Below are 24,735 nucleotides of genomic sequence, written 5' to 3' on the forward strand. Positions count from 1 at the left end.
CATTAGTGCAAGCATGCTTTACCGCTCATCGCCCGTGGTTGCAGGAGATGGGCTGACCATACATTTGCTTACTTTTGACTGGGCCGGCTTCCGGGCTCTTCAAAAGTGAGCCGCTGTAAAAGCGGAACCGTCAGTAGCCGTTACCGCAGAAATGGATATACACACCAAAGCAGCCTCTCCCAACGCACAAAAAAACGGCGCTTCCCATCTCTGAAAAAGCGCCGTTTCCAAGTGAACAGCAAAGCGGATTTTCCAGCAGACTCAAGCGCTATGGTAAGTCGGCAGCGCAAACCGATGCTGGCTCTGCAACAACGTGATCTGTGGCAACTCACTAGCCTGTTCAGCCAAGTCACGACGAATCGCGCTGATCGCCCAGGACAACTGATCCCCAGCATGCAATTGAGCATAGGAAATCGTGCGTTTGAACAGCTTGCCGTCACTATTACGCAAGGTCAGCAAAATGCCGCCATCCGGGCGGGGCTGAGTGGTCACTTCGTAGTTGGAAAACAGGGATGCAAACTTTTCTTGAATCATGTTCATAGTTGACTGCTCCATGGTGTGGCAAACCGTGGAGAGGTGGTTGCACTGTCTGTGCCAGCATTTGCTCTTATAAAAAATACTTTAAAAACAACACGTTATGTTTTTTCTCTATTTTCGCTTTCGTGCATCTTGCATGAATGGTCATCGTGCATCCTGCATTTTGCGGGGTCGAGCAACGATTTTTGGAACCAAATCGTTTTCCGGCGCTCACGCACCTCCTGCCTCCGGCAGCGGATACAAAACATTGCAAAAACCGCATGTACAGCGCCGCAATCGCCAGCGTACTTTCGAGCCAAAATCACCGCCAGCCCGATAACAAGAACCGAGACCCACGAGGTCGAACGGGGAAGAACACCATGAGTCGTACACCCAGCGACGCCATTACCTGGGGCATGATGCTGCGCAAGCTGCCCGCCATCGCCAGAGTCGTACCCCGGATTGTCAAGGGCATGAAGCTGGCCAATGTCCAGGACCCGACCCAGCCATGTGGCCTGGGCTGGTGTTTCGAGCAGGCCACCCAACGCAATCCCCAGGGGCCGGCACTGCTGTGTGGCGATACGGTGTTGAGTTATGCACAGGTCAACGCGCAGGCCAATCGCATCGCCCATTACCTGTTGGCCCAAGGCATCGGCAAGGGCGATTGCGTGGCGATCTTCATCGAGAACCGGCCACAGCTGTTGATCAGCGTGCTGGCGATGGCCAAGATTGGCGCGGTCAGCGCCATGCTCAACACCTCGCAAACCGGTGATGCGTTGGTGCACAGCCTGGCCCTGGTCAACCCGGTCGCGGTAGTGGTCGGGGATGAGCGGGTCGCGGCTTTCAACGATGTGCGAGCGCGCACCGCACTGTCGAGCAGCAGGGCCTGGTGGCTGGCGGATCAGGACAGTACCGATGCCCCGTCCGGTTTCATCGACCTGTTGGCCGGTTGCGAGGATTACCCGGACGATAACCCGGCGTGCAGCCGGGAGGTTTTCTGCAACGATCCGTGTTTTTACCTCTACACCTCGGGCACCACCGGGCTGCCCAAGGCCGGGGTGTTTCGCCACGGTCGCTGGATGCGCACGTCCACCAGCTTCGGTCTGATCGCCCTGGACATGCAGCCCGACGATGTCGTCTATTGCACCTTGCCGCTGTACCACGCCACGGGCCTGTGCGTGTGTTGGGGGGCGGCGATCTGTGGGGCATCGGGGTTCGCGATTCGACGCAAGTTCAGCGCCAGCCAGTTCTGGAGTGACGTACGCCGCTACCGGGCGACCACGCTGGGTTACGTCGGTGAGTTGTGCCGCTACCTGATCGACCAGCCTGTCGCTGCCAATGACCGCCACCACGGCGTAAAGAAAATGATCGGCAACGGCCTGCGGCCCGGGGCCTGGTCGGCCTTCAAGACGCGTTTCGGTATCGATCATATCTGCGAGCTATATGCAGCCAGCGACGGCAATATCGGTTTCACCAACATCCTGAATTTCGACAACACCGTCGGGTTCTCCCTGATGGGCTGGGAGCTGGTGCAGTACGACCATGCCAGTGGCCTGCCGTTGCGCAACCTGCAAGGGCACATGCAAAAAGTACCCAGGGGCCAACCGGGACTGCTGCTGGCGCGGATCGACGAGAAGGCGCCACTGGACGGCTATACCGATCAGGCCTTGACCGAAAAGACTATCTGCCGGGATGCCTTTGCGCCGGGCGACCGTTATTTCAACACCGGGGACCTGCTGCGCAACATCGGCTTCGGGCATGGGCGGTTTGTTGACCGCCTTGGCGACACCTATCGCTGGAAAGGCGAAAACGTCTCCACCACGGAAGTCGAAAACGTTTTGCTGCAACACCCGCAGGTGGCCGAGGCGGTGGCTTATGGCGTGGAGATCAATGGCACCAATGGCCGTGCCGGCATGGCGGCGATCACCCCGTCCGAATCCCTGGCGACCCTGGACTTCAGCGAGTTGCTGCAATTCCTGCAATGTAAATTGCCCGCTTATGCCGTGCCGCTGTTCCTGCGCATCAAGGTGAAGATGGATACCACCGGCACCTTCAAGTACCAGAAGACGCGCCTCAAGGCTGAAGGGTTCGACCCGTGCATCATGGGGGATGAGCCGGTCTATGCCTGGCTGCCGGGCACTGATACGTACGTGCGGGTGGACCGACAATTGGCGACCCGGATTCAGGACGGACAATTGCGTTATTGATTCTGGCTATGGCGGGCACAGTGAAAAAAGGGATGACAGCGCCCAGGTCCCTCGGGAAACTAGCCGCTTTGCGAAGAGCCGAGTGGAGTTTCCCATGTCCGATACAAGCCGCCAGATGACCCCGGAAGAGGCTGCCGAGTTTGCCGAGCAGGTGTTCAACGTCGCACGCCAGGGCGACGCGGCCATGATGGCCGCGCTGCTGAGCAAGGGCCTGCCGCCCAACCTGCGCAACCACAAGGGCGACACCCTGTTGATGCTGGCCGCTTACCACGGGCATGTGGAAACGGTGAAAGTGTTGCTGGAGCACAAAGCCGATCCGGAAATCCGCAACGACAACGGCCAGAGCCCGATTGCCGGCGCGGCCTTCAAGGGCGACCTGGCCGTGGTCGCGGCGCTGGTGGACGGCGGCGCGCAAGTGGAAGGCGCCTCCTTCGATGGCCGTACCGCCTTGATGATGGCGGCGATGTTCAACCGGGTGGAAATCGTCGACTACCTGATCGGCAAAGGCGCCGACCCGAAAGCCAAGGATGCCAACGGCGTCTCGGCCCTTGATGCCGCCCGGACCATGGGCGCGGTGGACACCACGGCGCAGTTGGAAAAGATGTTGGGCTGATAGGCTGTGGGAGCAAAGCTTGCTCGCGATACAGGCACCTCGTTTCCAGAGAAACCGCGTTGTTTTCATCGCGGGCAAGCCTTGCTCCCACAAAATGCTCGTTCACCACAGGTCCTTCTCCAATCCTAATCCGCATGCGAATGCGCTATCCTGCCCGCCCTCAAAACACCCTTCGCCACAGGATTCATCCCCATGAAAGCCGCCCTCATCGAACTCATCGGCAAAATCAGCTCCGGCTGCCTTGGCGAGGCTGACATTGAACGAATCGCTGACGAAGCGGCCCAGGCCTACGCCGATCCGGCGGCTTTCCTGACGGCCAACCCCGATATCAACTACGACGACACCTTCCCGATCCCGTTGGGGGAATGGGTGGTGGCGGGCAGCCTGCCAGACACCGTGCTGTTCCAGGCGGACACCTACGTGGACCTGTTCGAGCAGATCGTTGCCTCGTTCGGCCCTGGCGTGGCGTTCAACCTCAAGCCCAAGCAATTGGCGAAAACCGAAGCCCTGACCGCGCTCAACCGTATCCAGATCCAGATGAGCAGCTTGAACAAGGAAAACGGTGGCTATGTGTTGATGAACTTCAGCCAGTTGCTCGACGATGAGTTGCAAATGGTGCTGGTGTACGGCAACGACGTGCCGCGAGTGCTGGAATTGTGTGCCGAAGTCGGCATCGCCGCCGCGCCGGCCCTGGAAGCCCTCAAGGTCGCGGTTCACGTCTGAAGCAATAAAACGGAACCCATGCCGGGGGCCCGCTATCCTAAGGGGGCACATCACCATTTGGGAGCGACACCATGGGTTCCACCTTCAACGGCCTGGTCGGCCTGATTATCCTGGCGCTCGATATCTGGGCGATCATCAATGTCCTCAAGAGTGGCGCGGAAACCGGGATGAAAATCCTCTGGGTGCTGCTGATCCTGCTGTTGCCGGTCCTGGGCCTGATCATCTGGGCGATTGCCGGGCCGCGGGGCAACGTGCGGATCTGACCGCTCCAATGAAAATGCCCGATCGCTTCAAGCGAACGGGCATTTTTTTATGCGTGGGGTTTCAGGCCGTGGCCAGGGCTGGCTTGCGCGAGGCACTCAAGAAGCGCAGCAAGGCCAACAGCGGGAAGGCGCTGCCGACGATCACCACCCACAACCAGCCGCCGTGCTCGTACACCGCACTGGCAATCGATGAACCGAAGGCGCCGCCGACGAAGATGCTGGTCATGTACAACGCATTCAGCCGGCTGCGGCTCTTGGCATCGAGGGCGTAGATGGTGCGCTGGCCCAGGACCATGTTCATTTGCACGCAGAAATCCAGGACCACGCCGGTCACCGCCAGGCCGATCACGCTGTAGAGCGGATGGATGAACGCCGGCAGGAAACTCAGGCTGGCGAACAACATCGCCAGCAGCGAGGCGTTGCGGGTATGGCCGGCATCCGCCAGGCGACCGGCGATGGGCGCGGCGATGGCACCGATGGCGCCGACCAGGGCAAACAGGGCGATTTCAGTCTGGGACAGGCCATGGTTGCGTGACAGTTCCAGCGGCACGGCAGTCCAGAACAGGCTGAACGTGGCGAACATGCAGGCTTGGTAGAACGCCCGTTGCCGCAACAGCGGTTGTTGGCGCAGCAGGGTGCCGAGTGAACCCAGCAGTTGGCCATAGGAAGCGCTATGGTCGGGCTGGCGCTTGGGCACGATCAGCGCCAGGACGATGCTGATCGCGGCCATCAACGCGGCGGCGATGATGAACATGGCCCGCCAGCCGAAGTGATCGGCCACGACGCTGGAGATCGGCCGCGCCAGCAGGATCCCCAGCAGCAGGCCGCCCATGATCCCCCCGACGACCCGCCCCCGGGACTCCTCCGGCGCCAGGTGCGCGGCCAGCGGAATCAGGACTTGTACCGACACCGAACTGAACCCCACCAGCAGCGAGACCAGCAGGAACACATTCGGCTGGTCAGTGAACGCCGCCCCCAACAGGCTGGCAATCGCCACCAGCGTGGTGATGATCATCAGCCGCCGGTTCTCCAGCAAGTCCCCCAGCGGCACCAGGAAAAACAGGCCCAGGGCATAACCGATCTGGGTCAGCGAAACGATCAGGCTGGCCATGGTGCTGCTCAGGCCGACATCGGGGGCGATCAGTTCGATGATGGGTTGGGCGTAGTAGATGTTGGCGACGATGGCGCCGCAGCAAAAAGCGAACAGCAGGACCATGCCTCGGGTCAGGGTGGCGGGGTGGGCACTCATGGCAATCTCGTCAGTGAACAGGAAAGATGGCGTGAGGCTAAAGAGTTGTGCTGCTCTGGAACAGGCTTTGTGGCTGATACCAGACATGTTTGTGGTTGATGATGGTTGCTGTGATGAGCGCTTTATGTGGCGAGGGAGCTTGCTCCCACTCGAGTGCGAAGCGCTCATCGTTTTCAGGGTGGCTTCGCCACCCAGCGGGAGCAAGCTCCCTCGCCACAAAAGCTCTCTGGCAACCCTATGCGATCAGTGCCTCACTGCCCGCTATAGATCTGGTCGAAAACCCCACCGTCATTGAAGTGAGTCTTCTGCACCGTGCGCCAGTCGCCGAAGGTTTTTTCCACGGACAAAAAGTCCACCTTCGGGAAGCGGTCGGTGTATTTGGCCAGCACCGCCGGGTCCCGTGGGCGCAGGTAGTTGGCGGCGGCGATTTCCTGGCCTTCAGGCGACCACAGGTATTTGAGGTACGCCTCGGCGGCTTCGCGGGAGCCTTTTTTCTCGACGACTTTGTCGACCACGCTGACCGGTGGCTCGGCCTCGGCGGAAACGCTTGGGTAGATCACTTCGAACTGGTCGCGGCCAAACTCGCGGGCGATCATTTCCGCCTCGTTTTCAAAGGTCACCAGCACGTCGCCGATCTGGTTGGTCATGAAGGTGGTCGTCGCGGCGCGACCGCCGGTGTCCAGTACTGGCGCCTGCTTGAACAGTTTGCCGACGAAGGCCTTGGCCTTGTTCTCGTCACCGCCATTTTTCAGCACGTAACCCCAGGCCGACAGGTAGGTGTAGCGACCGTTGCCGGAGGTCTTCGGGTTGGGCACGATCACTTGCACGCCGTCCTTGAGCAGGTCGGGCCAGTCTTTCAGTGCTTTCGGGTTGCCTTTGCGCACGATGAATACCGTGGCCGAGGTGAACGGCGCGCTGTTGTTCGGCAGGCGGGTGACCCAGTTCTCGGGCACCAGTTTGCCGTTGTCCGCCAGGGCGTTGATGTCGGTGGCCATGTTCATGGTGATGATATCCGCCGGCAGCCCATCGATCACCGAGCGTGCCTGCTTGCTGGAGCCGCCGAACGACATCTGCACGGTGATGTTTTCGTTGTGCTCGGCCTGCCAGTGCTTTTGGAAGGCGGCGTTGTAGTCCTTGTAGAAATCACGCATCACGTCGTAGGAAACGTTGAGCAGGGTCGGGGCGGCGTGGGCCAGGCTGCCGAAGGTCAGGCCAGCGGCGAGAAGGGAGGCGCCAAAGAAGTTCTTCACTGCGAATTCCTTTTTATTAACGGGGGTTCCGGGCAATTAGCCAGCACACTAGCTGCAAGCCTATAGACCTTCAAGCATCAAAAAGTGCTTTGCTTATTCCAATTTTTTAAACAGCGCATTGCCACAACGGGAGCAGAAGGCGGCGCCATGTTCATGGTTGTTTTTGCTGCACACCGGGCAATCGTGCTTGAGCTGGTCACCGCGCATGGCCGTGGCCAGTTCAGCCGTGAAAATACCCGTTGGCACGGCGATGATCGAGTAACCGGTGATCATCACCAGAGACGACACCACTTGGCCCAGGGGCGTCTTGGGCACGATGTCGCCGAAGCCTACGGTGGTCAGTGTCACGATAGCCCAATAGATGCCCTTGGGAATGCTGGTGAAACCGTGCTCGGGCCCTTCGATGACATACATCAGCGTGCCGAAGACGGTCACCAGGGTCGAGACGCTGACCAGGAACACGATGATTTTCTGCTTGCTCCCGCGCAGCGCCGCCATCAAGTAGTTGGCCTGCTTGAGGTAAGGGCTGAGCTTGAGCACACGGAAAATCCGCAGCATGCGGATGATCCGAATGATCAGCAGGTATTGGGCATCGCTGTAGTACAGCGCCAGGATCCCCGGCACGATCGCCAGCAGATCCACCAGCCCATAGAAACTGAAGGCATAGCGCAGCGGCTTGGGCGAGCAATACAGGCGCAGGCCGTACTCGACGATGAAGATGAAGGTAAAGCCCCACTCGATAGCGGCCAGCAGGGTCGCGTAGTTTTTGTGCACGCTGTCGATGCTGTCGAGCATCACGATCACCAGGCTGGCGAGGATGATCAACAGCAGGGTGCTGTCGAAGCGCCGGCCGGCCACGGTGTCGGTCTGGAAAATGATCACGTAGAGGCGTTCACGCCAGTTGCTGCTGTCCATACTCGTCGCCTGAACCGGAATCAGCGAAGCCTAGGGTGATTGCCCCGTAGAGCGCAAGGCGCGCTGTCGAGGCTGGCCTGGTGCCACGCCCGGCTGGTGGCCTGGATCAGCCAGCAGGCCAGGATGAACGGTGCCGTCAGGGGCGGCAGGCCAAGGGCGATAAAACCTGGCGTGAGCACGACCGCCAGGCAGATGCCCGTCAGTGGTAGCCATGGGCGGCGTTGTTGGCTGAGGGCCAGCGCTACCAACACCGGGTTGTAGCCGCCCAGCCCGGAGAGGGCGGTTGCGTTTTCATGTTGCGACAAGGTGAAGGCCAGGCCGACGGCGGAAGCGAACAATGCCCACGCGACGGCGCGCCGGTTGGCCAGCAGCAGGCCGGCGGCGATCAGCGCACCGGCCGCCGGGTGGCCGAGAAACATGACCTGGCCCAGTCCGCTCAGAAGCGCGGCCAGCAGGTTGGGTATCGTCATTTCAATCGCGGTGGCGGGGGATGACGGCAGGGTGAACCCCGTCAGTAGCCAAGCCAATCCGACAAAGGGCGCGGTGTAGGCGGGCAGGCAGCGAGGGCCTCGGGTGCGTTTGAGCCACTGCTGGGTCAGCATCGCGCTGAGGCCGCCTGCGGCGAGGATCAACGGCGGCAACAGCACGGACCAGGGCAACGCGAGGCTCAGCAGCAAGCCCAGCAGGATGCCGTTGTAGCTGAACAGCCCGGCTTGCCGGTCGGCCTTGGCGTAACCGCGTCGCTGGGCCGTCAGCAACCCGGCCACCCCGCCGAGCAACGCGCCGCCGAACAGGGCGGGCGCCGTGAGCAGGATCGCCAGCAGGCACAGCAGGCCGCACAGCGGATGGCGCTGGAGGAAGATTTGGCTGAAGCCGTTGAGCAGGGCGGTGGCCCAGTCGGGGCAGTGGGTGTTAGGCATGATGGGTATGTCTGATGGACCGAGTTGCCCTTATCGCGAGCAATCTCGCTCCCACACTGGATTTGCGGCGATCACAAACCCCTGTGGGAGCGAGCTTGCTCGCGATGAGGCCAGTACAAACGCTAGAGCAACGTCTCAATGCGCAGCGAATTGGTCGACCCCGGCTGCCCGAACGGCACGCCCGCGGTGATCAGCAAGGTATCGCCGCGCTGGGCCATGCCTTGGGCCTGGGCGATTTCCAGGGCGGTGGAGCAGACTTCATCCACCTGCTTCAACCGGTCATTGACCACCGAGTGCACGCCCCAGGCTACCGTCAGGCGGCGGGCGGCCTGCAGGTTCGGCGTGAGGTTGAGGATCGGCACCGTCGGCCGTTCCCGCGCCGCCCGCAGACTGGAGCTGCCCGATTCGCTGTAGTTCACCAGCACCGCCACCGGCAGGATGCTGCTGATGCGCCGGATCGCGCAGCTGATGGCATCCGACACCGTGGCCTCGGCTTTCGGCCGGCTGACGTCCAGCTGCGCCTGGTAGTCGGGGCCATTTTCCACCTGGCGGATAATCTTGCTCATCATCTGCACGGCTTCGAGGGGGTAATCACCGGAGGCGGTTTCCGCCGACAGCATCACTGCATCAGCGCCCTCGGCCACGGCGTTGGCCACATCGGTGACTTCGGCACGGGTGGGCGCCGGGGAAAAGCGCATCGACTCAAGCATCTGGGTCGCCACCACCACCGGTTTGCCCAGGGCGCGGCAGGTGCCAATGATATTTTTCTGAATCTGCGGCACGCTTTCGGCCGGGACTTCGACCCCCAGGTCGCCACGGGCGACCATGATCGCGTCGCTCAATTCGGCGATTTCCCGCAGTTGGCTCACCGCCGACGGTTTCTCGATCTTCGCCATCAGGAACGCCTTGTTGCCGATCAGCGCACGAGCCTCGCGTATGTCTTCGGGGCGTTGGACGAACGACAACGCCACCCAGTCCACGCCCAGTTCCAGGCCGAAACTCAAGTCGCGTCGGTCCTTGGCGGTCAACGGGCTCAGGTCGAGCACGGCCTGGGGCACGTTCACGCCTTTGCGGTCCGACAGCTCGCCGCCGTTGAGCACTTCGGTGTCGATGGCGTCGCGGTGCCTGGCGGTCACGCGCAGGCGCAACTTGCCGTCGTCCAGCAGCAGGTCCATGCCGGGCTCCAGGGCCGCGATGATTTCCGGGTGGGGCAGGTTGACCCGGCGTTGATCACCCGGTGTCGGGTCCAGGTCCAGGCGCAGGGCCTGGCCCCGTTGCAGCAGGACCTTGCCGTCGGCGAATTGGCCAACCCGCAGCTTCGGGCCTTGCAGGTCCATCAGGATGCCCAGGGGGTAATTGAGCTGCTGCTCGACGTCACGAATCCACTGGTAGCGCTGGGCGTGGTCGGCATGCTCGCCGTGGCTGAAGTTCAGGCGGAAGATGTTCACGCCGGCCTGCACCAGCGCGCGGATGTCATCGATGCCACGGGTGGCGGGGCCGAGGGTTGCGAGGATCTTGACCTTTTTATCAGGCGTCATGGTTGGGGTTCTCGAGGATCAGGATGGCGCGAAAGTCGTTGACGTTGGTGCGGGTCGGTTCAGTGACGATCAGCGCATCCAAGGCGGCGAAGTAGCCGTAGCCGTTGTTGTTATCCAACTCGTCGCTGGCGTTCAGGCCTAGCTCGGCGGCGCGACGATAGCTGTCCGGGGTCATGAGGGCGCCAGCGTTGTCTTCGGAACCGTCGATACCGTCCGTATCACCGGCCAGCGCGTAGATGCCGGGATGGCCCTTGAGGCTGTCGGTCAGGCTCAGCAGGAATTCGGCATTGCGCCCGCCACGGCCATTGCCGCGCACGGTGACGGTGGTTTCGCCGCCAGAGAGAATCACGCACGGTGCCGCCAGTGGCTGGCCGTGCAGGGCGATTTGCCGGGCGATGCCGGCGTGGACTTTTGCCACCTCCCGGGATTCGCCTTCCAGGTCGCCGAGGATCAACGGGCTGAAACCGGCTTGGCGAGCCTTCACCGCTGCGGCTTCCAGGGATTGCTGGGGGCGGGCGATCAGTTGGAAATGACTGCGGGCCAGGCTCGGGTCGCCGGGCTTGACGGTTTCCGATGCCGGGCTTTGCAGCCAGTTGCGCACCGACGCCGGCACCTCGATGTGGTAGCGCTGGAGAATCGCCAGGGCTTCGGCCGATGTGCTGGGGTCGGCCACGGTGGGGCCGGAAGCGATGACCGTGGCGAGATCCCCGGGTACGTCGGAAATCGCGTAGGTGTACACCGTCGCCGGCCAGCAGGCCTTGCCCAGGCGCCCGCCCTTGATCGCCGAGAGGTGCTTGCGCACGCAATTCATCTCGCCGATGGTCGCGCCGGATTTGAGCAGGGCTTTGTTGATCGATTGCTTGTCAGCCAGGGTGATGCCGTCGGCCGGCAAGGCGAGCAGGGCGGAACCGCCGCCAGACAAGAGGAAGATCACCCGGTCGTCTTCGCTGAGGTTGCTCACCAGCCCCAGCACTCGCTGGGCCACGGCCAGGCCAGCGGCGTCTGGCACCGGGTGGGCGGCTTCCACCACTTCGATTTTCTGACAGGGCGCGCCGTGACCGTAGCGGGTCACCACCAGGCCGGACACTTCGCCCTGCCAGCAGCGCTCAACCACCTGCGCCATGGCCGCCGCGGCCTTGCCGGCGCCGATGACGATCACCCGGCCGCTGCGGTCGCGGGGCAGGTAGGGTTCAAGGACGTGCTGCGGATGGGCCGCGTCGATGGCTGTGGCAAACAGCTCGCGCAGCAGTTGTTGCGGATCGACCGACATGGCGGGCTCCCGGTTCTTATTCTTAGTGTTGATACGGCCCCTGTGGGAGCGAACTTGCTCGCGATAGCGGTGGCCCAGCCAACATCGTTGTTGAATGTAAAACCGCTATCGCGAGCAAGCTCGCTCCCACAAGGGGCGGTGCAGGGCTTATTTGTCGCGGATGGAGAAATTGGCCATATGCTCCAACCCCTTGATCAGCGCCGAGTGATCCCAGTTGCTGCCACCAATGGCCGCGCAGGTGCTGAACACTTGCTGCGCGTTGGCGGTGTTGGGCAGGTTGATGTTCAGTTCCTTGGCGCCTTGGAGGGCCAGGTTCAGGTCCTTCTGGTGCAGGCTGATGCGGAAGCCTGGGTCGAAGGTGCCCTTGATCATGCGTTCGCCATGCACTTCGAGGATCTTCGACGATGCGAAACCGCCCATCAGCGCTTCACGGACCTTGGCCGGGTCGGCACCGTTTTTCGCGGCGAACAACAACGCTTCGGCCACCGCCTGGATATTCAGGGCGACGATGATCTGGTTCGCCACTTTGGCGGTCTGGCCATCGCCGTTGCCGCCCACCAGGGTGATGTTCTTGCCCATGGCCTGGAACAGCGGCAGGGCACGCTCGAAGGCGGCGCTGTCGCCACCGACCATGATGCTCAGGGTCGCGGCCTTGGCGCCGACTTCACCGCCGGACACCGGGGCATCGAGATACTGCGTGCCTTTCTCATTGATCTTCGCTGCGAACGCCTTGGTGGCGGTGGGAGAGATCGAGCTCATGTCGATCACCACCTTGCCCGGGCCCACGCCCGCCGCCACGCCGTCGGCGCGGAACAGCACGTCGTCGACCTGGGGTGTGTCCGGGACCATGACGATGATGAACTCGGCTTCCTGGGCCACTTCCTTCGGGTTGGCCAACGCCACCGCGCCACCGGCCAGCAGGTCGGCTGGGGCTGCGTCGTGGTGCTGGGACAGGAACAGGCTGTGACCGGCCTTTTGCAGGTTCAGTGCCATGGGGTGGCCCATGATGCCGGTGCCGATGAATCCGATTTTAGCCATGTGGAAATCCTCTTGTTGTTATCGCTGCTTCAGGCAAATGAGGGACTGCTTTCCTGTGGGAGCGAGCTTGCTCGCGATAGCGGTGGGTCAGTGCCGGTGATGTTGGCTTTACTGACGTCATCGCGAGCAAGCTCGCTCCCACAGGGGGAAAGAGTTGGGTCAGATCGCGTTGTGGGTTTTCAGCCAGCCCAGGCCCGCTTCGGTGGTGGTCAGTGGTTTGTATTCGCAGCCGACCCACCCCTGGTAGCCGATGCGGTCCAGGTGTTCGAACAGGAAGCGGTAGTTGATTTCCCCTGTACCCGGCTCGTTGCGGCCCGGGTTGTCCGCCAGTTGTACGTGGTTGATCTCGCCCAGGTGCGCCGTCAGGGTCCGGGCCAGGTCACCTTCCATGATCTGCATGTGGTAGATGTCGTATTGCAGGAACAGGTTGGCGCTGCCCACCTGCTTGCGGATCGACAGGGCCTGGGCGGTGTTGTTCAGGTAGAAGCCGGGAATGTCGCGGGTGTTGATGGCTTCCATCACCAGCTTGATGCCTTTGGCCTGCAGCTTCTCGGCGGCGTATTTCAGGTTGGCGACGAAGGTTTTTTCCACCAGGGTTTCACTGCAGTTCTGTGGGCGAATCCCCGACAGGCAGTTGACCTGCGTGTTGCCCAGTACCTGGGCGTAGGCGATGGCCAGGTCGACACCGGCGCGGAATTCCTCGACGCGGTCCGGCAGGCAGGCAATGCCGCGCTCGCCCTTGGCCCAGTCGCCGGCCGGCAGGTTGAACAGCACTTGGGTCAGGCCGTTGGCATCGAGCAAGGCCTTGAGTTCGGCGGAGCTGTAGTCATAGGGGAACAGGTATTCGACACCACTGAAACCGGCCTTGGCGGCGGCTTCGAAACGGGCGAGGAAATCCTGCTCGGTGAACAGCATGGACAGGTTGGCGGCGAAACGCGGCATGGTGGTCTCCTGTAGAAAGTTGGCAGGCCCCCTGTGGGAGCGAGCTTGCTCGCGATAGCGGTGTGTCTGCTTGCATCCGGGTTGAATGTAGCGCCGTCATCGCGAGCAAGCTCGCTCCCACAGGGATGCCGATCGGTCAATCGAGCAACGAAATGGCTGTCGGTGCATCGTTGCCCACAAGCGCCAGGTCTTCAAACTCATTGACGGCGTTGATCTCGGTGCCCATGGAGATGTTGGTCACCCGCTCCAGGACGATCTCGACGATCACCGGCACCTTGAACTCCTCGATCATCGCCTGGGCCTGGCGCAGGGCCGGTTGGATACCGGCCGGTTCGAACACCCGCAGCGCCTTGCACCCCAGGCCTTCGGCCACGGCGATGTGGTCCACGCCATAGCCGTTGAGTTCCGGGGCGTTGAGGTTGTCGAAGGACAGTTGCACGCAGTAGTCCATGTCGAATCCGCGCTGGGCCTGGCGAATCAAGCCCAGGTAGGAGTTGTTTACCACGACATGGATGTAGGGCAGCTTGAACTGCGCACCCACCGCCAGCTCTTCGATCATGAACTGGAAATCATAGTCGCCCGACAGCGCCACGACCTTGCGACTCGGGTCGGCCTTGACCACCCCCAGCGCTGCCGGAATCGTCCAGCCCAAGGGACCGGCCTGGCCGCAGTTGATCCAGTGGCGTGGCTTGTAGACGTGGAGGAACTGCGCCCCGGCGATCTGCGACAGGCCGATGGTGCTGACGTAGCAGGTGTCCTTGCCGAACACTTGATTCATTTCTTCGTACACCCGCTGTGGCTTGACCGGCACGTTATCGAAGTGGGTCTTGCGTTGCAGGCTGGCCTTGCGTTGTTGGCAGTCTTGCAGCCAGGCGCTGCGGTTTTTCAGCTTGCCGGCGGCTTGCCACTCGCGGGCCACTTCGATGAACACCGTCAAGGCCGAGGCAGCGTCGGACACGATGCCCAGGTCGGGGGTGAAGACGCGGCCGATCTGGGTCGGCTCGATGTCCACGTGAATGAACGTGCGGCCTTCGGTGTAGACGTCCACCGAACCGGTGTGGCGGTTGGCCCAGCGGTTGCCGATGCCCAGCACCACGTCCGACTTGAGCAAGGTGGCATTGCCGTAGCGGTGGGACGTTTGCAGGCCGACCATGCCGACCATCTGCGGATGATCGTCGGGAATGGTGCCCCAGCCCATCAAGGTGGGGATGACCGGGATGCCGGTCAGCTCGGCGAACTCCACCAGCAGGTCGCTGGCGTCGGCGTTGATGATGCCGCCGCCGGCCACTAGCAATGGACGCTCAGCCTGATTGAGCATCGTCAGGGCTTTCTCTATCTGCACGCGGTTGGCCGCGGGTTTGGCCAGCGGAAGTGGTTGATAGGCGTCGATGTCGAATTCGATCTCGGCCATCTGCACGTCGAACGGCAGGTCGATCAGCACCGGGCCCGGGCGGCCGGAGCGCATCTCGAAGAAGGCTTTTTGGAAGGCATATGGCACCTGGCCCGGTTCCAGCACGGTGGTGGCCCACTTGGTCACGGGTTTGACGATGCTGGTGATATCCACAGCCTGGAAGTCTTCCTTGTGCATACGGGCGCGGGGGGCTTGCCCCGTGATGCACAGAATCGGGATCGAATCGGCCGAAGCGCTGTAGAGCCCGGTCACCATGTCGGTGCCGGCCGGGCCCGAGGTGCCGATGCACACGCCGATGTTGCCGGCCTTGGTCCGGGTGTAGCCCTCGGCCATGTGCGAGGCGCCTTCAACGTGGCGAGCGAGGACGTGATCGATGCCACCCACCTTCTGCAGGGCGGAGTACAGCGGGTTGATCGCGGCACCCGGGATGCCGAAGGCCGTGTCCACGCCTTCACGGCGCATCACCAGAACGGCGGCTTCGATTGCTCTCATTTTGCTCATTATTTTGTGCCTCTTACGTTTTGTAATTGTATACAAGTGGCTTTGTGCAGAGTGTATTCACGGCTAACGACACAGGTCAATCCCTTTCCTCAAGCACCTGTTTCATTCGTCGGAAGGCCAGGTTTTGCTGAGGTCTTTTGTCGGTAAAGGTGCTTTGTGAGAATTATTGTATACAAAAATATAGAGGGTTGTGTTCTATTTGTGGTGTTCGGTTTTTCTGAAAGTGAAGCCCGCAAGGCTCTCCCATAACAAAAGAAGGACAGCACCCATGAGCGTTTTAACCTTGAAAATCGCCGTCAACCTGGCCGGGCAAGCCCTTGCCGCGGGTCGTGAAATCAGCGCAGCGCCCTTGACCGTCGCGGTCCTGGACAGTGGCGGACACCTGGTTGCCTTGCAGCGCGAAGATGGCGCCAGCCTGCTTCGCCCGCAAATCGCCATCGGCAAGGCCTGGGGCGCCATCGCCCTGGGCAAAGGCTCGCGCCTGCTCGCCCAGGACGCCCAGCAACGCCCGGCATTCTTTGCCGCGTTGAATGGATTGGGGCAGGGCAGCGTCGTACCGGCCCCGGGTGGGGTGTTGATCAGGGATCAGGACGGGAGGGTGCTGGGGGCGATTGGTGTCAGCGGTGATGTATCGGATGTGGATGAGCAGGTGGCGGTCAGGGCCGTGGAGGCGGTGCAGTTGAGGGCGGATGTGGGGGTTGCTGTTTGATTTTTCTGGTGAATTGACTGGCGTCATCGCGAGCAAGCTCGCTCCCACAGGGTTCGATGTTGGACACATAATGTCTGAACACCGCAAACCCCGTGTGGGAGCGAGCTTGCTCGCGATGGCGACCTCCCAGACACATCCAGCCAAGAGTCTGCCCGGCATTCAAAATCCACTGACCTAGCCTTTGATCACCTGATCATTGGAGAGGCGAAGGAATGCCTGATCTACCTGCTTCACATCGCTTGCGCACTGGCCGTTACGGTGAGTTGAATCGAATCTATTTATTGACCACTAATACGGTCGAGCGAAAGCCGATTTTCCAGGATTTCGCTTTAGGCAGATTGGTCGTTGAACAATTTCGGTATGCCCAGGATGAAAGATGGGCGAAGTCATTGGCTTGGGTGGTCATGCCTGACCATTTCCATTGGTTGATTGAATTGCAGCAAGGCTCGTTGAATGAGTTGATGCAAAAAACCAAATCCTTGAGTGCTCGGGCGGTGAACATATCCACAGGGTACAGAGGCAGGCTATGACAGCCGGGCTTCCATGACCGGGCTTTGCGGCGGGAAGAAGAGTTAATATTAATGGCGCGCTATGTCGTTGCTAACCCGCTGCGGGCAGGTCTGGTGAAGCGGCTTGGCGATTATCCGCTGTGGGATGCCATTTGGCTTTGACTCGAAATCTAGTTGCCTTCAATCGCGAGCAAGCTCGCTCCCACAAGGGATTCAGGTTGTTAGCAGAACCTGTATTCACAACAAAACCTGTGGGAGCGAGCTTGCTCGCGATGAAGACCACTCGGTCTTCAGTCTGGCTCACACCCCTTCAACACCAACCGAATAATCGTCTGCGCCGCCGCTTCGTAATCCGCCTCATCCAGCTTCGCCTTGCCAGTCACGGCGCTGATCTGCCAGTCGAAATCGGCATAGGTCTGGGTGGCGGCCCAGATGCTGAACATCAGGTGGTTGGGGTCGATGGGGGCGATCTGGCCGCGGTCGATCCAGGTCTGGATGCAGTCGATGTTGTGCCGGGCCTGGGCGTTGAGTTGTTCCACCAGGTCGGGGCTCAGGTGGGGGGCGCCGTGCATGATTTCGCTGGCGAAGACTTTCGAAGCGAAGGGCAGGTCGCGGGAGATGCGGATCTTGGAACGGATGTAGTGACTCAACACCTCACCGGGTACGCCGTCGGCATTGAACGGTGTCGAGGCCTGGAGAATCGGTTCGATGATGCTCTCCAGCACTTCGCGGTAGAGGTTTTCCTTGGATTTGAAGTAGTAGTAGACGTTGGGTTTGGGCAGGCCAGCCTTGGCCGCGATGTCGCTGGTCTTGGTCGCGGCGAAGCCCTTGTCGGCAAATTCTTCGCTGGCGGCACGCAGGATCAGTTCTTTGTTGCGCTCGCGGATTGTGCTCATAAACCCAGGGGTTCCTTGCCTGTTCTGGCGGTGGCGCATGGTAGCACCGGCTTCGCGCGGCGCTCAAGAATGCCCCTAGTGGCCTGTGTGGCTAATTCGTGCACTCAACTTCGGCGCCAGTGCTTGCCAAGCTGCGTTACCATTCCTCGCCGTAGCGGGCTACGACTCGTCATGGCGCCTTGCCTGGCAATCACTGGCACTCGAACTTGAGTACTCGAATTAACCGTACAGGCCACCAGGCACCGCGGCTCGCGGTATGCTGCGCAACATTATTATTCAAGGAGCCCCCCATGGCTGGAAGCAGTTTGCTGGTACTGATCGACGACATCGCCACCGTGCTCGACGATGTTGCGTTGATGACCAAGATGGCCGCCAAGAAAACCGCCGGCGTGCTCGGCGATGACCTTGCGCTCAATGCCCAGCAAGTGTCGGGTGTGCGTGCCGAGCGGGAGCTGCCAGTGGTGTGGGCAGTGGCCAAGGGGTCGTTCATCAACAAATTGATCCTGGTGCCGTCGGCGCTGGCGATCAGCGCCTTCGTCCCTTGGCTGGTGACGCCGTTGTTGATGGTGGGCGGCGCCTACCTGTGTTTTGAAGGGTTTGAAAAACTCGCCCATAAGTTCCTTCACAGCAAGGCCGAGGACCAGGCCGAACATGCGCAATTGGTCGAGGCGGTGGCGGATCCGGCGGTCGATCTGGTGGCCTTTGAAAAGGACAAGATCAAGGGCGCGGTACGCACCGACTTCATCCTCTCGGCGGAAATCATCGCCATCACCCTCGGCACCGTCGCGGATGCGGCGCTGACCCAGCAGGTGATCGTGCTGTCGGGCATCGCCATCATCATGACCGTCGGTGTCTATGGCCTGGTGGCGGGCATCGTCAAGCTCGATGACCTGGGCTTGTGGTTGACCCAGAAGCCAGGACAGGCCGCCAAAAGCATCGGCGGCGCCATCCTGAGCGCGGCACCCTACATGATGAAAGGCCTGTCGGTGATCGGCACCGCAGCGATGTTCCTGGTGGGTGGTGGCATCCTCACCCATGGCGTGCCGGCGGTGCACCATTGGATCGAAGGCGTGACGGCCAGCGCCGGTGGTGCCGGGTTTATCGTGCCGACGTTGCTCAATGCGGTGGCGGGGATTGTGGCGGGGGCAGCGGTTTTGGTGGGTGTACTGGCGATTGGCAAAATCTGGAAGGCGCTGAAAGGCTAACCCTGACAACCCAAAACAACTGTGGGAGCGAGCTTGCTCGCGATGAAGGCCTGACAGTCAGCATTAATGCTTTCTGGTAGACCGCTATCGCGAGCAAGCTCGCTCCCACAGTGGGTTTTGGGGTGGCCGAAAGTTACTCGGCAATCTGCAACTTGCGCGACTCGGTGTACACGTAACGCACCTTTTCATACTCGAACGGCGTGTTCAGTTGCCCATAGCGGAAACTGGTCTGGTAGCGCTTGTCGACGCCGCGCAGAAGCAGCAACTCCGGGTGGTTGGAGCTGACTTCAGAGACGTTCAGGAAGTTGATCGCCGATTCGGCTGTGTAGTCCACCAGCAGGCCGGAGGTGTCGCGCAGGTTAGACGGGCCGAAGATCGGCAGCACGAAATACGCGCCGCCCGGCACGCCGTAGAAGCCCAGGGTCTGGCCGAAATCTTCGCTCTGGCGCGGCAGGCCCATGGCGGTGGCTGGGTCCCACAGGCCGGCGATGCCGACGGTGGTGTTGAGCAGCAGTCGCGCCGTGGTTTCCATTGAACGCTTACCCTTGAATTGCAGCAGGCTGTTCATCAGGTTCGGCACGTCCCCCAGGTTGTTGAAAAAGTTGCTGACGCCGGTGCGCACGAAGCCGGGGGTAATGTAGCGATAGCCATCGACGACGGGCAGGAAGACCCATTGGTCGAAGCGATAGTTGAAGTGATAGACCCGGCGGTTCCAGGATTCCAGCGGGTCATAGACGTTCAACGCGTTGAGGGTCGAGCGCTCGAACTCGCGCTGGTCCAGCCCTGGGTTGAACTTGAGCTTGGTCAGCGGTTCCTTGAAACCGTCCGAATCCACCACCACAGGCGCATTGGCTTTGCTGTTGTCGGCGTGGACCATGCCCGCACTCATTAACGCAGCGATAAGCAGCAGATATTTAGCCACGGAAAAACTCCAGCATGGCGTCGCTGTTGACGCGGTAGTTAAGGTTGCCGCAGTGACCGCCCAGTGGATAAACCGTCAGGCGATCGCCAAAAGTCTTGCGTAGGAAGCCCAGGTCGCCCGGTCCGAGAATGACGTCGTCGGCATTGTGCATGACGGCAATCTTCGAGCTGTCGTGCAGGTAATCCTTGAGCGCGTACAGGCTGACCTGGTCGACCAGTTGCAGCAGGCTGCCGCCGTCGGTGCGCGCGCGCCACATCGGGATCACCTGCTCGGTGAGGTAGCAGTCGAAGTCGCATTGCAGCGCACGCTTGAGGAACGGCGTCAGGCTGGTGCTTTCGGTAATCGGGAACTTGGGTGGGATGATCAGGCCGCGCCGGTTGATCAGGTCCGAGGTGAACGCGATGTCGGCCGCCGAAAAGCGGAACGAGGTGCCGATCAACATCGCCATCTGCTCGTTGCTCAGGTGCTGCTTGGACTGTTGGAAGTCATAGAGCAGGGCATCGTTGAGGTCGATGTAGCCTTTTTGCTGGAAGTAGCGGGTCAGCTTGTTCAGCACCAGTTCATAGAAGGTCGTGGTGCTGTTGATGCCCTTGACCTCGGTCTGCACCAGTTTGTCCAGGTTGGTGATCGAGGTGTAGAGGTTCACCGGCGGGTTCAGCAACAGCACCTTCTTGAAGTTGAAGCTGCGCCGGGTTTCGTCCAGGTGGGCGACGAAGGCCGCGTCCAGGGCGCCGAGGCTGTAGCCGGTCAGGTAGTACTCGGTGACGGGCACTTTCGGGTTTTGCGCGCGTACCGCCTGCATTACCCGGTACATGTCTTCGGCGTCTTCCTTGCTGATGCCCGGGGTGGCAAAGCGTGAGGCGGCGCTCATGAAGTCGAAGCTGGTGGGCGAGGACAACTGCACAACGTGGTAGCCAGCCTTGTAATAGAGCCGCTTGAGGTATTCATTGATGCTACTGTCAAAGCGCGCACCGGTGCCGGCGATCAGGAAGATCAGCGGCGCGGGCTTGTCCTGGGTGGCCATGCGGTAGGTGAGGCTTTTCACCGGCCAGAAGTTGTCCGGCAGGATGAACTCGCGTTCCGGGCGCAGGGTCAGGCTGTGGTCCGCCTGATTGATGTCTTCGATCAGTGGCAACTCCGGACGCAGGTCCGGCGGGGTGGTGGCAATGGTTGCCTCGAACGGGTTGGTCAAGGGGTAGCCATAGCTGGCGGCGTCAATATCTGCCGCCAGCGCGGACGCACTCAGGATAAGGCCGCCGAGGAGGGCAGCGAAGCGCAAGGAACGGAGCATGACTGGATCCCTTAGAGGAAGGTGCCGAATGAAGTTCGCAGGCTATGACCACCGAAGCGGAGCCAAGTGCCATGACGGGCACAAAACAGGCACGGACGGGGTGCGATAGTAGCGGGACGATACACGGTCATGAGCAGTGGCGGCTAGTTATCTGGCATTTGCCGGATTTGGCCTGCGAATCTCACGCGTGAGAGGGGCGCCAATTGCCCGTAATCATTAGCTGGCGTTCTGATGTCGTTTCTCGTTGCTTCGACGTCGCAGGCAGAGCAGGTTCCGGAACGGCACAGGTTGATGATCGATCCTGTCAGTACTCCACTGGCGTTCAGACCGGTTTGAGGGCGAGCGTGATGGGGGCGCTGAGCATCATAACAATACGTTGACGCCGTCCGGCATCCGTCGGGCGCAGCACTTTCGGGGAAGTAACGATGAAGATGCGACGACTCTTGGGCGCAGGTGCCGCACTGGTACTGGCCATCAGTTCCACCTTGGCCAGCGCCGAAACCAAAACCCTGAGCATCGGTTACGTTGACGGCTGGTCCGACAGCGTCGCGACCACCCACGTGGCCGCCGAAGTGATCAAGCAAAAACTCGGTTATGACGTGAAGCTGCAAGCGGTCGCGACCGGGATCATGTGGCAAGGCGTGGCCACCGGCAAACTCGACGCGATGCTCTCGGCCTGGCTGCCGGTGACTCACGGCGACTATTGGACCAAGAACAAAGACAACGTGGTCGACTACGGCCCCAACTTCAAGGATGCAAAAATCGGCCTGATCGTGCCGGAGTACGTCAAGGCCAAGTCGCTCGAGGATCTCAAGACCGACGACTCCTTCAAGAAGCGCATCGTCGGCATCGACGCCGGTTCAGGCGTGATGCTCAAGACCGAACAGGCGATCAAGGATTACGACCTGACCGGTTATCAACTCAAGGCCAGTTCCGGCGCCGGCATGATCGCCGAGCTGACTCGTGCCGAGAAGAAAAACGAATCCATCGCCGTCACCGGTTGGGTGCCGCACTGGATGTTCGCCAAGTGGAAACTGCGCTTCCTGGAAGACCCGAAAGGCGTCTACGGCGCGGCTGAGACTGTAAACAGCATCGGCAGCAAGGAGCTGGGCACCAAGGCCCCGGAAGTGGCCGAGTTCCTGAAGAAATTCCAGTGGGCGTCGAAAGACGAGATCGGCGAAGTCATGCTGGCGATCCAAGAGGGTGCCAAGCCAGACGCCGCTGCCAAGGACTGGGTCGCCAAGCACCCGGACCGCGTGAAGGAGTGGACCGGCAAGTAATCGGCCTGGTTTAGCTGTTCCGAAAGCCGCATGACCGTGTGTCATGCGGTTTTTTTTGTGCCCGCAATTCCTGGTTTCTCCACAATCCCCTTGTGGGAGCGAGCTGGCTCGCGGTAGCGGCGTATCTGCTTGCTGTCATGTTGAATGTAGCGCCGCCATCGCGAGCTGGCTCGCTCCCACAGGAGGGCAACTGCGAAAATGTGCGGGAAACCGGCAGCACCGTCATGTCGTTCTAATACTAAGGTCGTCTGGAACCTGGCCTTGAGCCGCATAGAGTAGGGCTGTTCCAATTAAATCTGTGCTGCGAGGATAAAAACAATGAACGACAGCATTTACCTCTCGATTCAAAACAGCCCGCGCTTCAAGGAGCTGGTGAGAAAAAGGGAAAAGTTCGCCTGGATTCTCTCGGCGATCATGCTTGGGCTGTATTCCGGCTTCATTCTTCTGATCGCCTACGGGCCACACATTCTCGGGGCCAAGATCACGCCTGAGTCCACCATCACCTGGGGTATCCCCATCGGCGTCGGCCTGATTGTCTCGGCCTTCGTCCTGACCGGCATTTACGTGCGACGCGCCAACGGCGAATTCGACGACCTGAACAATGCGATTCTCAAGGAGGCTCAGCAATGATCCGGCGTCTACTGGCTCTTTTGAGCGTCGCAGCGTTTGCACCGGGTGCCTGGGCGGCTGACGCCCTGACGGGTGCCGTGCAGAAACAACCCCTCAACGTCGCGGCTATCCTGATGTTCGTGGCCTTCGTCGGCGCGACTTTATATATCACCTACTGGGCGTCCAAGAAAAACAACTCGGCGGCCGACTACTATGCGGCCGGCGGCAAGATCACCGGCTTCCAGAACGGCTTGGCAATCGCTGGCGACTATATGTCGGCGGCGTCCTTCCTGGGGATTTCCGCACTGGTGTTCACCTCCGGCTACGATGGCTTGATCTACTCCATCGGCTTCCTGGTGGGCTGGCCGATCATCCTGTTCCTGATCGCCGAGCGCCTGCGTAACCTGGGTAAATACACCTTTGCCGACGTGGCGTCCTATCGCCTCGGGCAAACCCAGATCCGCAGTCTGTCCGCCTGCGGCTCGCTGGTGGTGGTGGCGTTCTACCTGATCGCGCAAATGGTCGGTGCCGGCAAGCTGATCCAACTGCTGTTTGGCCTGGACTACCACGTTGCGGTGATCCTGGTGGGTATCCTGATGTGCCTCTACGTGTTGTTCGGCGGCATGCTGGCCACCACCTGGGTGCAGATCATCAAGGCGGTGTTGCTGCTGTCGGGTGCGTCGTTCATGGCCCTGATGGTTATGAAGCACGTCAACTTCGACTTCAATATGTTGTTCGCCGAAGCGGTGAAGGTTCACCCTAAAGGCGAGGCGATCATGAGCCCCGGCGGCCTGGTCAAGGATCCGATCTCGGCCTTCTCCCTGGGCCTGGCGCTGATGTTCGGTACCGCTGGCTTGCCACACATCCTGATGCGCTTCTTCACCGTGAGCGACGCCAAGGAAGCGCGCAAGAGCGTGCTGTATGCCACTGGCTTCATCGGCTACTTCTACATCCTGACCTTCATCATTGGCTTCGGCGCGATTCTGCTGGTCAGCACCAACCCGGCCTTCAAGGACGCGGCAGGTGCCTTGCTGGGTGGCAACAACATGGCGGCGGTGCATCTGTCCAACGCAGTTGGCGGCAGCATCTTCCTGGGCTTCATCTCGGCGGTGGCGTTCGCGACCATCCTGGCGGTGGTAGCGGGCCTGACCCTGGCCGGTGCCTCGGCGGTGTCCCATGACCTGTATGCCAGCGTGATCAAGAAAGGCAAGGCCAACGAGAAGGATGAGATTCGCGTCTCGAAAATCACCACCATCTGTCTGGCGGTGCTGGCGATCGGCCTGGGTATCCTGTTCGAGAAGCAGAACATCGCGTTCATGGTGGGCCTGGCGTTCTCCATCGCGGCGAGCTGCAACTTCCCGGTACTGCTGCTCTCGATGTACTGGAAGAAGCTGACCACCCGTGGCGCCATGATTGGCGGCTGGTTGGGTCTGGTCAGTGCTGTGGGCCTGATGGTGCTCGGTCCGACCATCTGGGTGCAGATCATGGGGCACGAGAAGGCTATCTTCCCGTACGAATACCCAGCGCTGTTCTCCATGGCCATTGCGTTTGTCGGCATCTGGTTCTTCTCCGTCACCGACAAGTCGGCTGAAGGCGCGAACGAGCGGGCGCTGTTCTTCCCGCAGTTCGTGCGTTCGCAAACTGGTTTGGGGGCGAGTGGGGCGGTTAATCACTAAGCAGCGACAAGCTGAAAGCTTCAAGTTAAAGCGGTGCGTTTGAAGAAATACCCCGGTCCAGAGGCTGGGGTATTTTTTTGTGCTGGGTTTAAGGGTTGGCAGGGCTGCCGTCATCGCGAGCAAGCTCGCTCCCACAGGGGATCTCAAGTGAGTACAGGTTCTGTGTTCACAACCGGTCAACGGTGGGAGCGAGCTTGCTCGCGATGGCGCCGGGTCTGCCAATGCAGCTTCTGGATCAGATGAAAAGAGACCCAAACAAAACAGCCCCTGCTCTTATATAAG

22 protein-coding genes and 1 pseudogene are annotated in these 24,735 nt (G+C 60.8%); 10 read left to right on the plus strand and 13 right to left on the minus strand.

The annotated features are described in order from the left end of the window. Positions 1-261: 261 nt before the first annotated feature. Complete coding sequence (locus AC3A5O_RS27050) at positions 262-540, minus strand: DUF3509 domain-containing protein (protein ID WP_003204481.1); 279 nt, start codon at positions 538-540, stop codon at positions 262-264. A 356-nt stretch (positions 541-896) separates the two neighbouring features. On the opposite strand from AC3A5O_RS27050, the gene AC3A5O_RS27055 reads away from it, so the two are divergent. The 4 genes from AC3A5O_RS27055 (at position 897) to AC3A5O_RS27070 (ending at position 4,322) form a co-directional block, all read left to right on the plus strand. Beyond that, complete coding sequence (locus AC3A5O_RS27055; protein WP_122565982.1) at positions 897-2,723, plus strand: long-chain-acyl-CoA synthetase; 1,827 nt, start codon at positions 897-899, stop codon at positions 2,721-2,723. A 94-nt stretch (positions 2,724-2,817) separates the two neighbouring features. Then, positions 2,818-3,336: an ankyrin repeat domain-containing protein gene (locus tag AC3A5O_RS27060; protein ID WP_122565981.1), complete on the plus strand. Its 519-nt coding sequence runs from the start codon at positions 2,818-2,820 to the stop codon at positions 3,334-3,336. A 192-nt stretch (positions 3,337-3,528) separates the two neighbouring features. Next, positions 3,529-4,059, plus strand: a complete 531-nt coding sequence (locus AC3A5O_RS27065; protein WP_122565979.1) for a hypothetical protein — start codon at positions 3,529-3,531, stop codon at positions 4,057-4,059. A 71-nt stretch (positions 4,060-4,130) separates the two neighbouring features. Then, complete coding sequence (locus AC3A5O_RS27070) at positions 4,131-4,322, plus strand: PLDc N-terminal domain-containing protein (RefSeq protein ID WP_003204476.1); 192 nt, start codon at positions 4,131-4,133, stop codon at positions 4,320-4,322. Between the two features lie 61 nt (positions 4,323-4,383). Here the strand turns inward: AC3A5O_RS27070 and AC3A5O_RS27075 are convergent, their stop codons facing one another. The 9 genes from AC3A5O_RS27075 to gcl form a co-directional block, all read right to left on the minus strand. Then, positions 4,384-5,571, minus strand: coding sequence for an MFS transporter (locus AC3A5O_RS27075; RefSeq protein ID WP_487753950.1), 1,188 nt, complete (start codon positions 5,569-5,571; stop codon positions 4,384-4,386). 251 nt (positions 5,572-5,822) lie between these two features. Continuing rightward, the gene (locus AC3A5O_RS27080) at positions 5,823-6,821 is read right to left on the minus strand and encodes a sulfate ABC transporter substrate-binding protein (RefSeq protein ID WP_122565977.1); all 999 of its coding nucleotides are present in this window, start codon (positions 6,819-6,821) and stop codon (positions 5,823-5,825) included. Between the two features lie 93 nt (positions 6,822-6,914). Then, positions 6,915-7,736, minus strand: a complete 822-nt coding sequence (locus AC3A5O_RS27085; protein WP_122565976.1) for an ion transporter — start codon at positions 7,734-7,736, stop codon at positions 6,915-6,917. A gap of 20 nt (positions 7,737-7,756) precedes the next feature. Beyond that, a complete protein-coding gene (locus AC3A5O_RS27090; protein ID WP_305482328.1) occupies positions 7,757-8,656 on the minus strand; it encodes an urea transporter in 900 nt (299 codons plus the stop codon). Between the two features lie 122 nt (positions 8,657-8,778). Then, complete coding sequence (gene pyk / locus AC3A5O_RS27095) at positions 8,779-10,194, minus strand: pyruvate kinase (protein WP_305482329.1); 1,416 nt, start codon at positions 10,192-10,194, stop codon at positions 8,779-8,781. Beyond that, a complete protein-coding gene (locus AC3A5O_RS27100) occupies positions 10,184-11,464 on the minus strand; it encodes a glycerate kinase type-2 family protein (protein WP_305467933.1) in 1,281 nt (426 codons plus the stop codon). The genes pyk and AC3A5O_RS27100 overlap by 11 nt, the downstream gene beginning before the upstream one ends. A 147-nt stretch (positions 11,465-11,611) precedes the next feature. Further along, complete coding sequence (locus tag AC3A5O_RS27105) at positions 11,612-12,502, minus strand: 2-hydroxy-3-oxopropionate reductase (protein ID WP_305490922.1); 891 nt, start codon at positions 12,500-12,502, stop codon at positions 11,612-11,614. A gap of 159 nt (positions 12,503-12,661) precedes the next feature. After that, positions 12,662-13,444, minus strand: coding sequence for a hydroxypyruvate isomerase (gene hyi, locus AC3A5O_RS27110; protein WP_487753951.1), 783 nt, complete (start codon positions 13,442-13,444; stop codon positions 12,662-12,664). Between the two features lie 136 nt (positions 13,445-13,580). Beyond that, on the minus strand, positions 13,581-15,356 hold the full coding sequence (gene gcl, locus AC3A5O_RS27115) for a glyoxylate carboligase (RefSeq protein ID WP_487753952.1): 1,776 nt from the start codon (positions 15,354-15,356) through the stop codon (positions 13,581-13,583). 268 nt (positions 15,357-15,624) lie between these two features. On the opposite strand from gcl, the gene AC3A5O_RS27120 reads away from it, so the two are divergent. Together AC3A5O_RS27120 and AC3A5O_RS27125 are read left to right on the plus strand one after the other, a co-directional pair. Next, on the plus strand, positions 15,625-16,065 hold the full coding sequence (locus AC3A5O_RS27120; protein WP_305490919.1) for a GlcG/HbpS family heme-binding protein: 441 nt from the start codon (positions 15,625-15,627) through the stop codon (positions 16,063-16,065). Between the two features lie 212 nt (positions 16,066-16,277). Further along, positions 16,278-16,736 (plus strand): annotated as a pseudogene (locus AC3A5O_RS27125) (REP-associated tyrosine transposase). 128 nt (positions 16,737-16,864) lie between these two features. Here the strand turns inward: AC3A5O_RS27125 and AC3A5O_RS27130 are convergent. Then, on the minus strand, positions 16,865-17,470 hold the full coding sequence (locus AC3A5O_RS27130) for a TetR/AcrR family transcriptional regulator (protein WP_014339596.1): 606 nt from the start codon (positions 17,468-17,470) through the stop codon (positions 16,865-16,867). Positions 17,471-17,760: 290 nt separating this feature from the next. Between AC3A5O_RS27130 and AC3A5O_RS27135 the strand changes: the two genes are divergently transcribed. Then, complete coding sequence (locus AC3A5O_RS27135; RefSeq protein WP_305467927.1) at positions 17,761-18,675, plus strand: DUF808 domain-containing protein; 915 nt, start codon at positions 17,761-17,763, stop codon at positions 18,673-18,675. A gap of 133 nt (positions 18,676-18,808) precedes the next feature. Here the strand turns inward: AC3A5O_RS27135 and AC3A5O_RS27140 are convergent, their stop codons facing one another. Further along, a complete protein-coding gene (locus AC3A5O_RS27140) occupies positions 18,809-19,597 on the minus strand; it encodes an MlaA family lipoprotein (protein WP_046063621.1) in 789 nt (262 codons plus the stop codon). Beyond that, positions 19,590-20,888, minus strand: a complete 1,299-nt coding sequence (locus tag AC3A5O_RS27145; RefSeq protein WP_122565964.1) for a serine/threonine protein kinase — start codon at positions 20,886-20,888, stop codon at positions 19,590-19,592. Before AC3A5O_RS27145 ends, AC3A5O_RS27140 begins: the two co-directional genes overlap by 8 nt. Before the next feature lie 425 nt (positions 20,889-21,313). Between AC3A5O_RS27145 and AC3A5O_RS27150 the strand changes: the two genes are divergently transcribed. From AC3A5O_RS27150 to AC3A5O_RS27160, 3 genes are all read left to right on the plus strand, one after another. After that, positions 21,314-22,168: a glycine betaine ABC transporter substrate-binding protein gene (locus AC3A5O_RS27150; protein ID WP_122565963.1), complete on the plus strand. Its 855-nt coding sequence runs from the start codon at positions 21,314-21,316 to the stop codon at positions 22,166-22,168. Between the two features lie 318 nt (positions 22,169-22,486). Next, positions 22,487-22,798: a DUF485 domain-containing protein gene (locus AC3A5O_RS27155; protein ID WP_122565961.1), complete on the plus strand. Its 312-nt coding sequence runs from the start codon at positions 22,487-22,489 to the stop codon at positions 22,796-22,798. Beyond that, positions 22,795-24,453: a cation acetate symporter gene (locus AC3A5O_RS27160; protein ID WP_122565960.1), complete on the plus strand. Its 1,659-nt coding sequence runs from the start codon at positions 22,795-22,797 to the stop codon at positions 24,451-24,453. The genes AC3A5O_RS27155 and AC3A5O_RS27160 overlap by 4 nt, the downstream gene beginning before the upstream one ends. The last annotated feature ends 282 nt before the right edge of the window (positions 24,454-24,735 follow it).

The organism is Pseudomonas sp. Soil_N_39 (assembly GCF_057655955.1).

Bases quoted from the DNA above. Each gene is read 5' to 3' on its own strand.
- pyk (WP_305482329.1), bottom strand. From the start codon at position 10,194: ATGACGCCTGATAAAAAGGTCAAGATCCTCGCAACCCTCGGCCCCGCC.
- AC3A5O_RS27090 (WP_305482328.1), bottom strand. From the start codon at position 8,656: ATGCCTAACACCCACTGCCCCGACTGGGCCACCGCCCTGCTCAACGGC.
- AC3A5O_RS27085 (WP_122565976.1), bottom strand. From the start codon at position 7,736: ATGGACAGCAGCAACTGGCGTGAACGCCTCTACGTGATCATTTTCCAG.
- gcl (WP_487753952.1), bottom strand. From the start codon at position 15,356: ATGAGCAAAATGAGAGCAATCGAAGCCGCCGTTCTGGTGATGCGCCGT.
- AC3A5O_RS27060 (WP_122565981.1), top strand. From the start codon at position 2,818: ATGTCCGATACAAGCCGCCAGATGACCCCGGAAGAGGCTGCCGAGTTT.
- hyi (WP_487753951.1), bottom strand. From the start codon at position 13,444: ATGCCGCGTTTCGCCGCCAACCTGTCCATGCTGTTCACCGAGCAGGAT.
- AC3A5O_RS27145 (WP_122565964.1), bottom strand. From the start codon at position 20,888: ATGCTCCGTTCCTTGCGCTTCGCTGCCCTCCTCGGCGGCCTTATCCTG.
- AC3A5O_RS27050 (WP_003204481.1), bottom strand. From the start codon at position 540: ATGAACATGATTCAAGAAAAGTTTGCATCCCTGTTTTCCAACTACGAA.
- AC3A5O_RS27155 (WP_122565961.1), top strand. From the start codon at position 22,487: ATGAACGACAGCATTTACCTCTCGATTCAAAACAGCCCGCGCTTCAAG.
- AC3A5O_RS27130 (WP_014339596.1), bottom strand. From the start codon at position 17,470: ATGAGCACAATCCGCGAGCGCAACAAAGAACTGATCCTGCGTGCCGCC.
- AC3A5O_RS27150 (WP_122565963.1), top strand. From the start codon at position 21,314: ATGAAGATGCGACGACTCTTGGGCGCAGGTGCCGCACTGGTACTGGCC.
- AC3A5O_RS27105 (WP_305490922.1), bottom strand. From the start codon at position 12,502: ATGGCTAAAATCGGATTCATCGGCACCGGCATCATGGGCCACCCCATG.
- AC3A5O_RS27055 (WP_122565982.1), top strand. From the start codon at position 897: ATGAGTCGTACACCCAGCGACGCCATTACCTGGGGCATGATGCTGCGC.
- AC3A5O_RS27075 (WP_487753950.1), bottom strand. From the start codon at position 5,571: ATGAGTGCCCACCCCGCCACCCTGACCCGAGGCATGGTCCTGCTGTTC.
- AC3A5O_RS27100 (WP_305467933.1), bottom strand. From the start codon at position 11,464: ATGTCGGTCGATCCGCAACAACTGCTGCGCGAGCTGTTTGCCACAGCC.
- AC3A5O_RS27065 (WP_122565979.1), top strand. From the start codon at position 3,529: ATGAAAGCCGCCCTCATCGAACTCATCGGCAAAATCAGCTCCGGCTGC.
- AC3A5O_RS27135 (WP_305467927.1), top strand. From the start codon at position 17,761: ATGGCTGGAAGCAGTTTGCTGGTACTGATCGACGACATCGCCACCGTG.
- AC3A5O_RS27120 (WP_305490919.1), top strand. From the start codon at position 15,625: ATGAGCGTTTTAACCTTGAAAATCGCCGTCAACCTGGCCGGGCAAGCC.
- AC3A5O_RS27070 (WP_003204476.1), top strand. From the start codon at position 4,131: ATGGGTTCCACCTTCAACGGCCTGGTCGGCCTGATTATCCTGGCGCTC.
- AC3A5O_RS27160 (WP_122565960.1), top strand. From the start codon at position 22,795: ATGATCCGGCGTCTACTGGCTCTTTTGAGCGTCGCAGCGTTTGCACCG.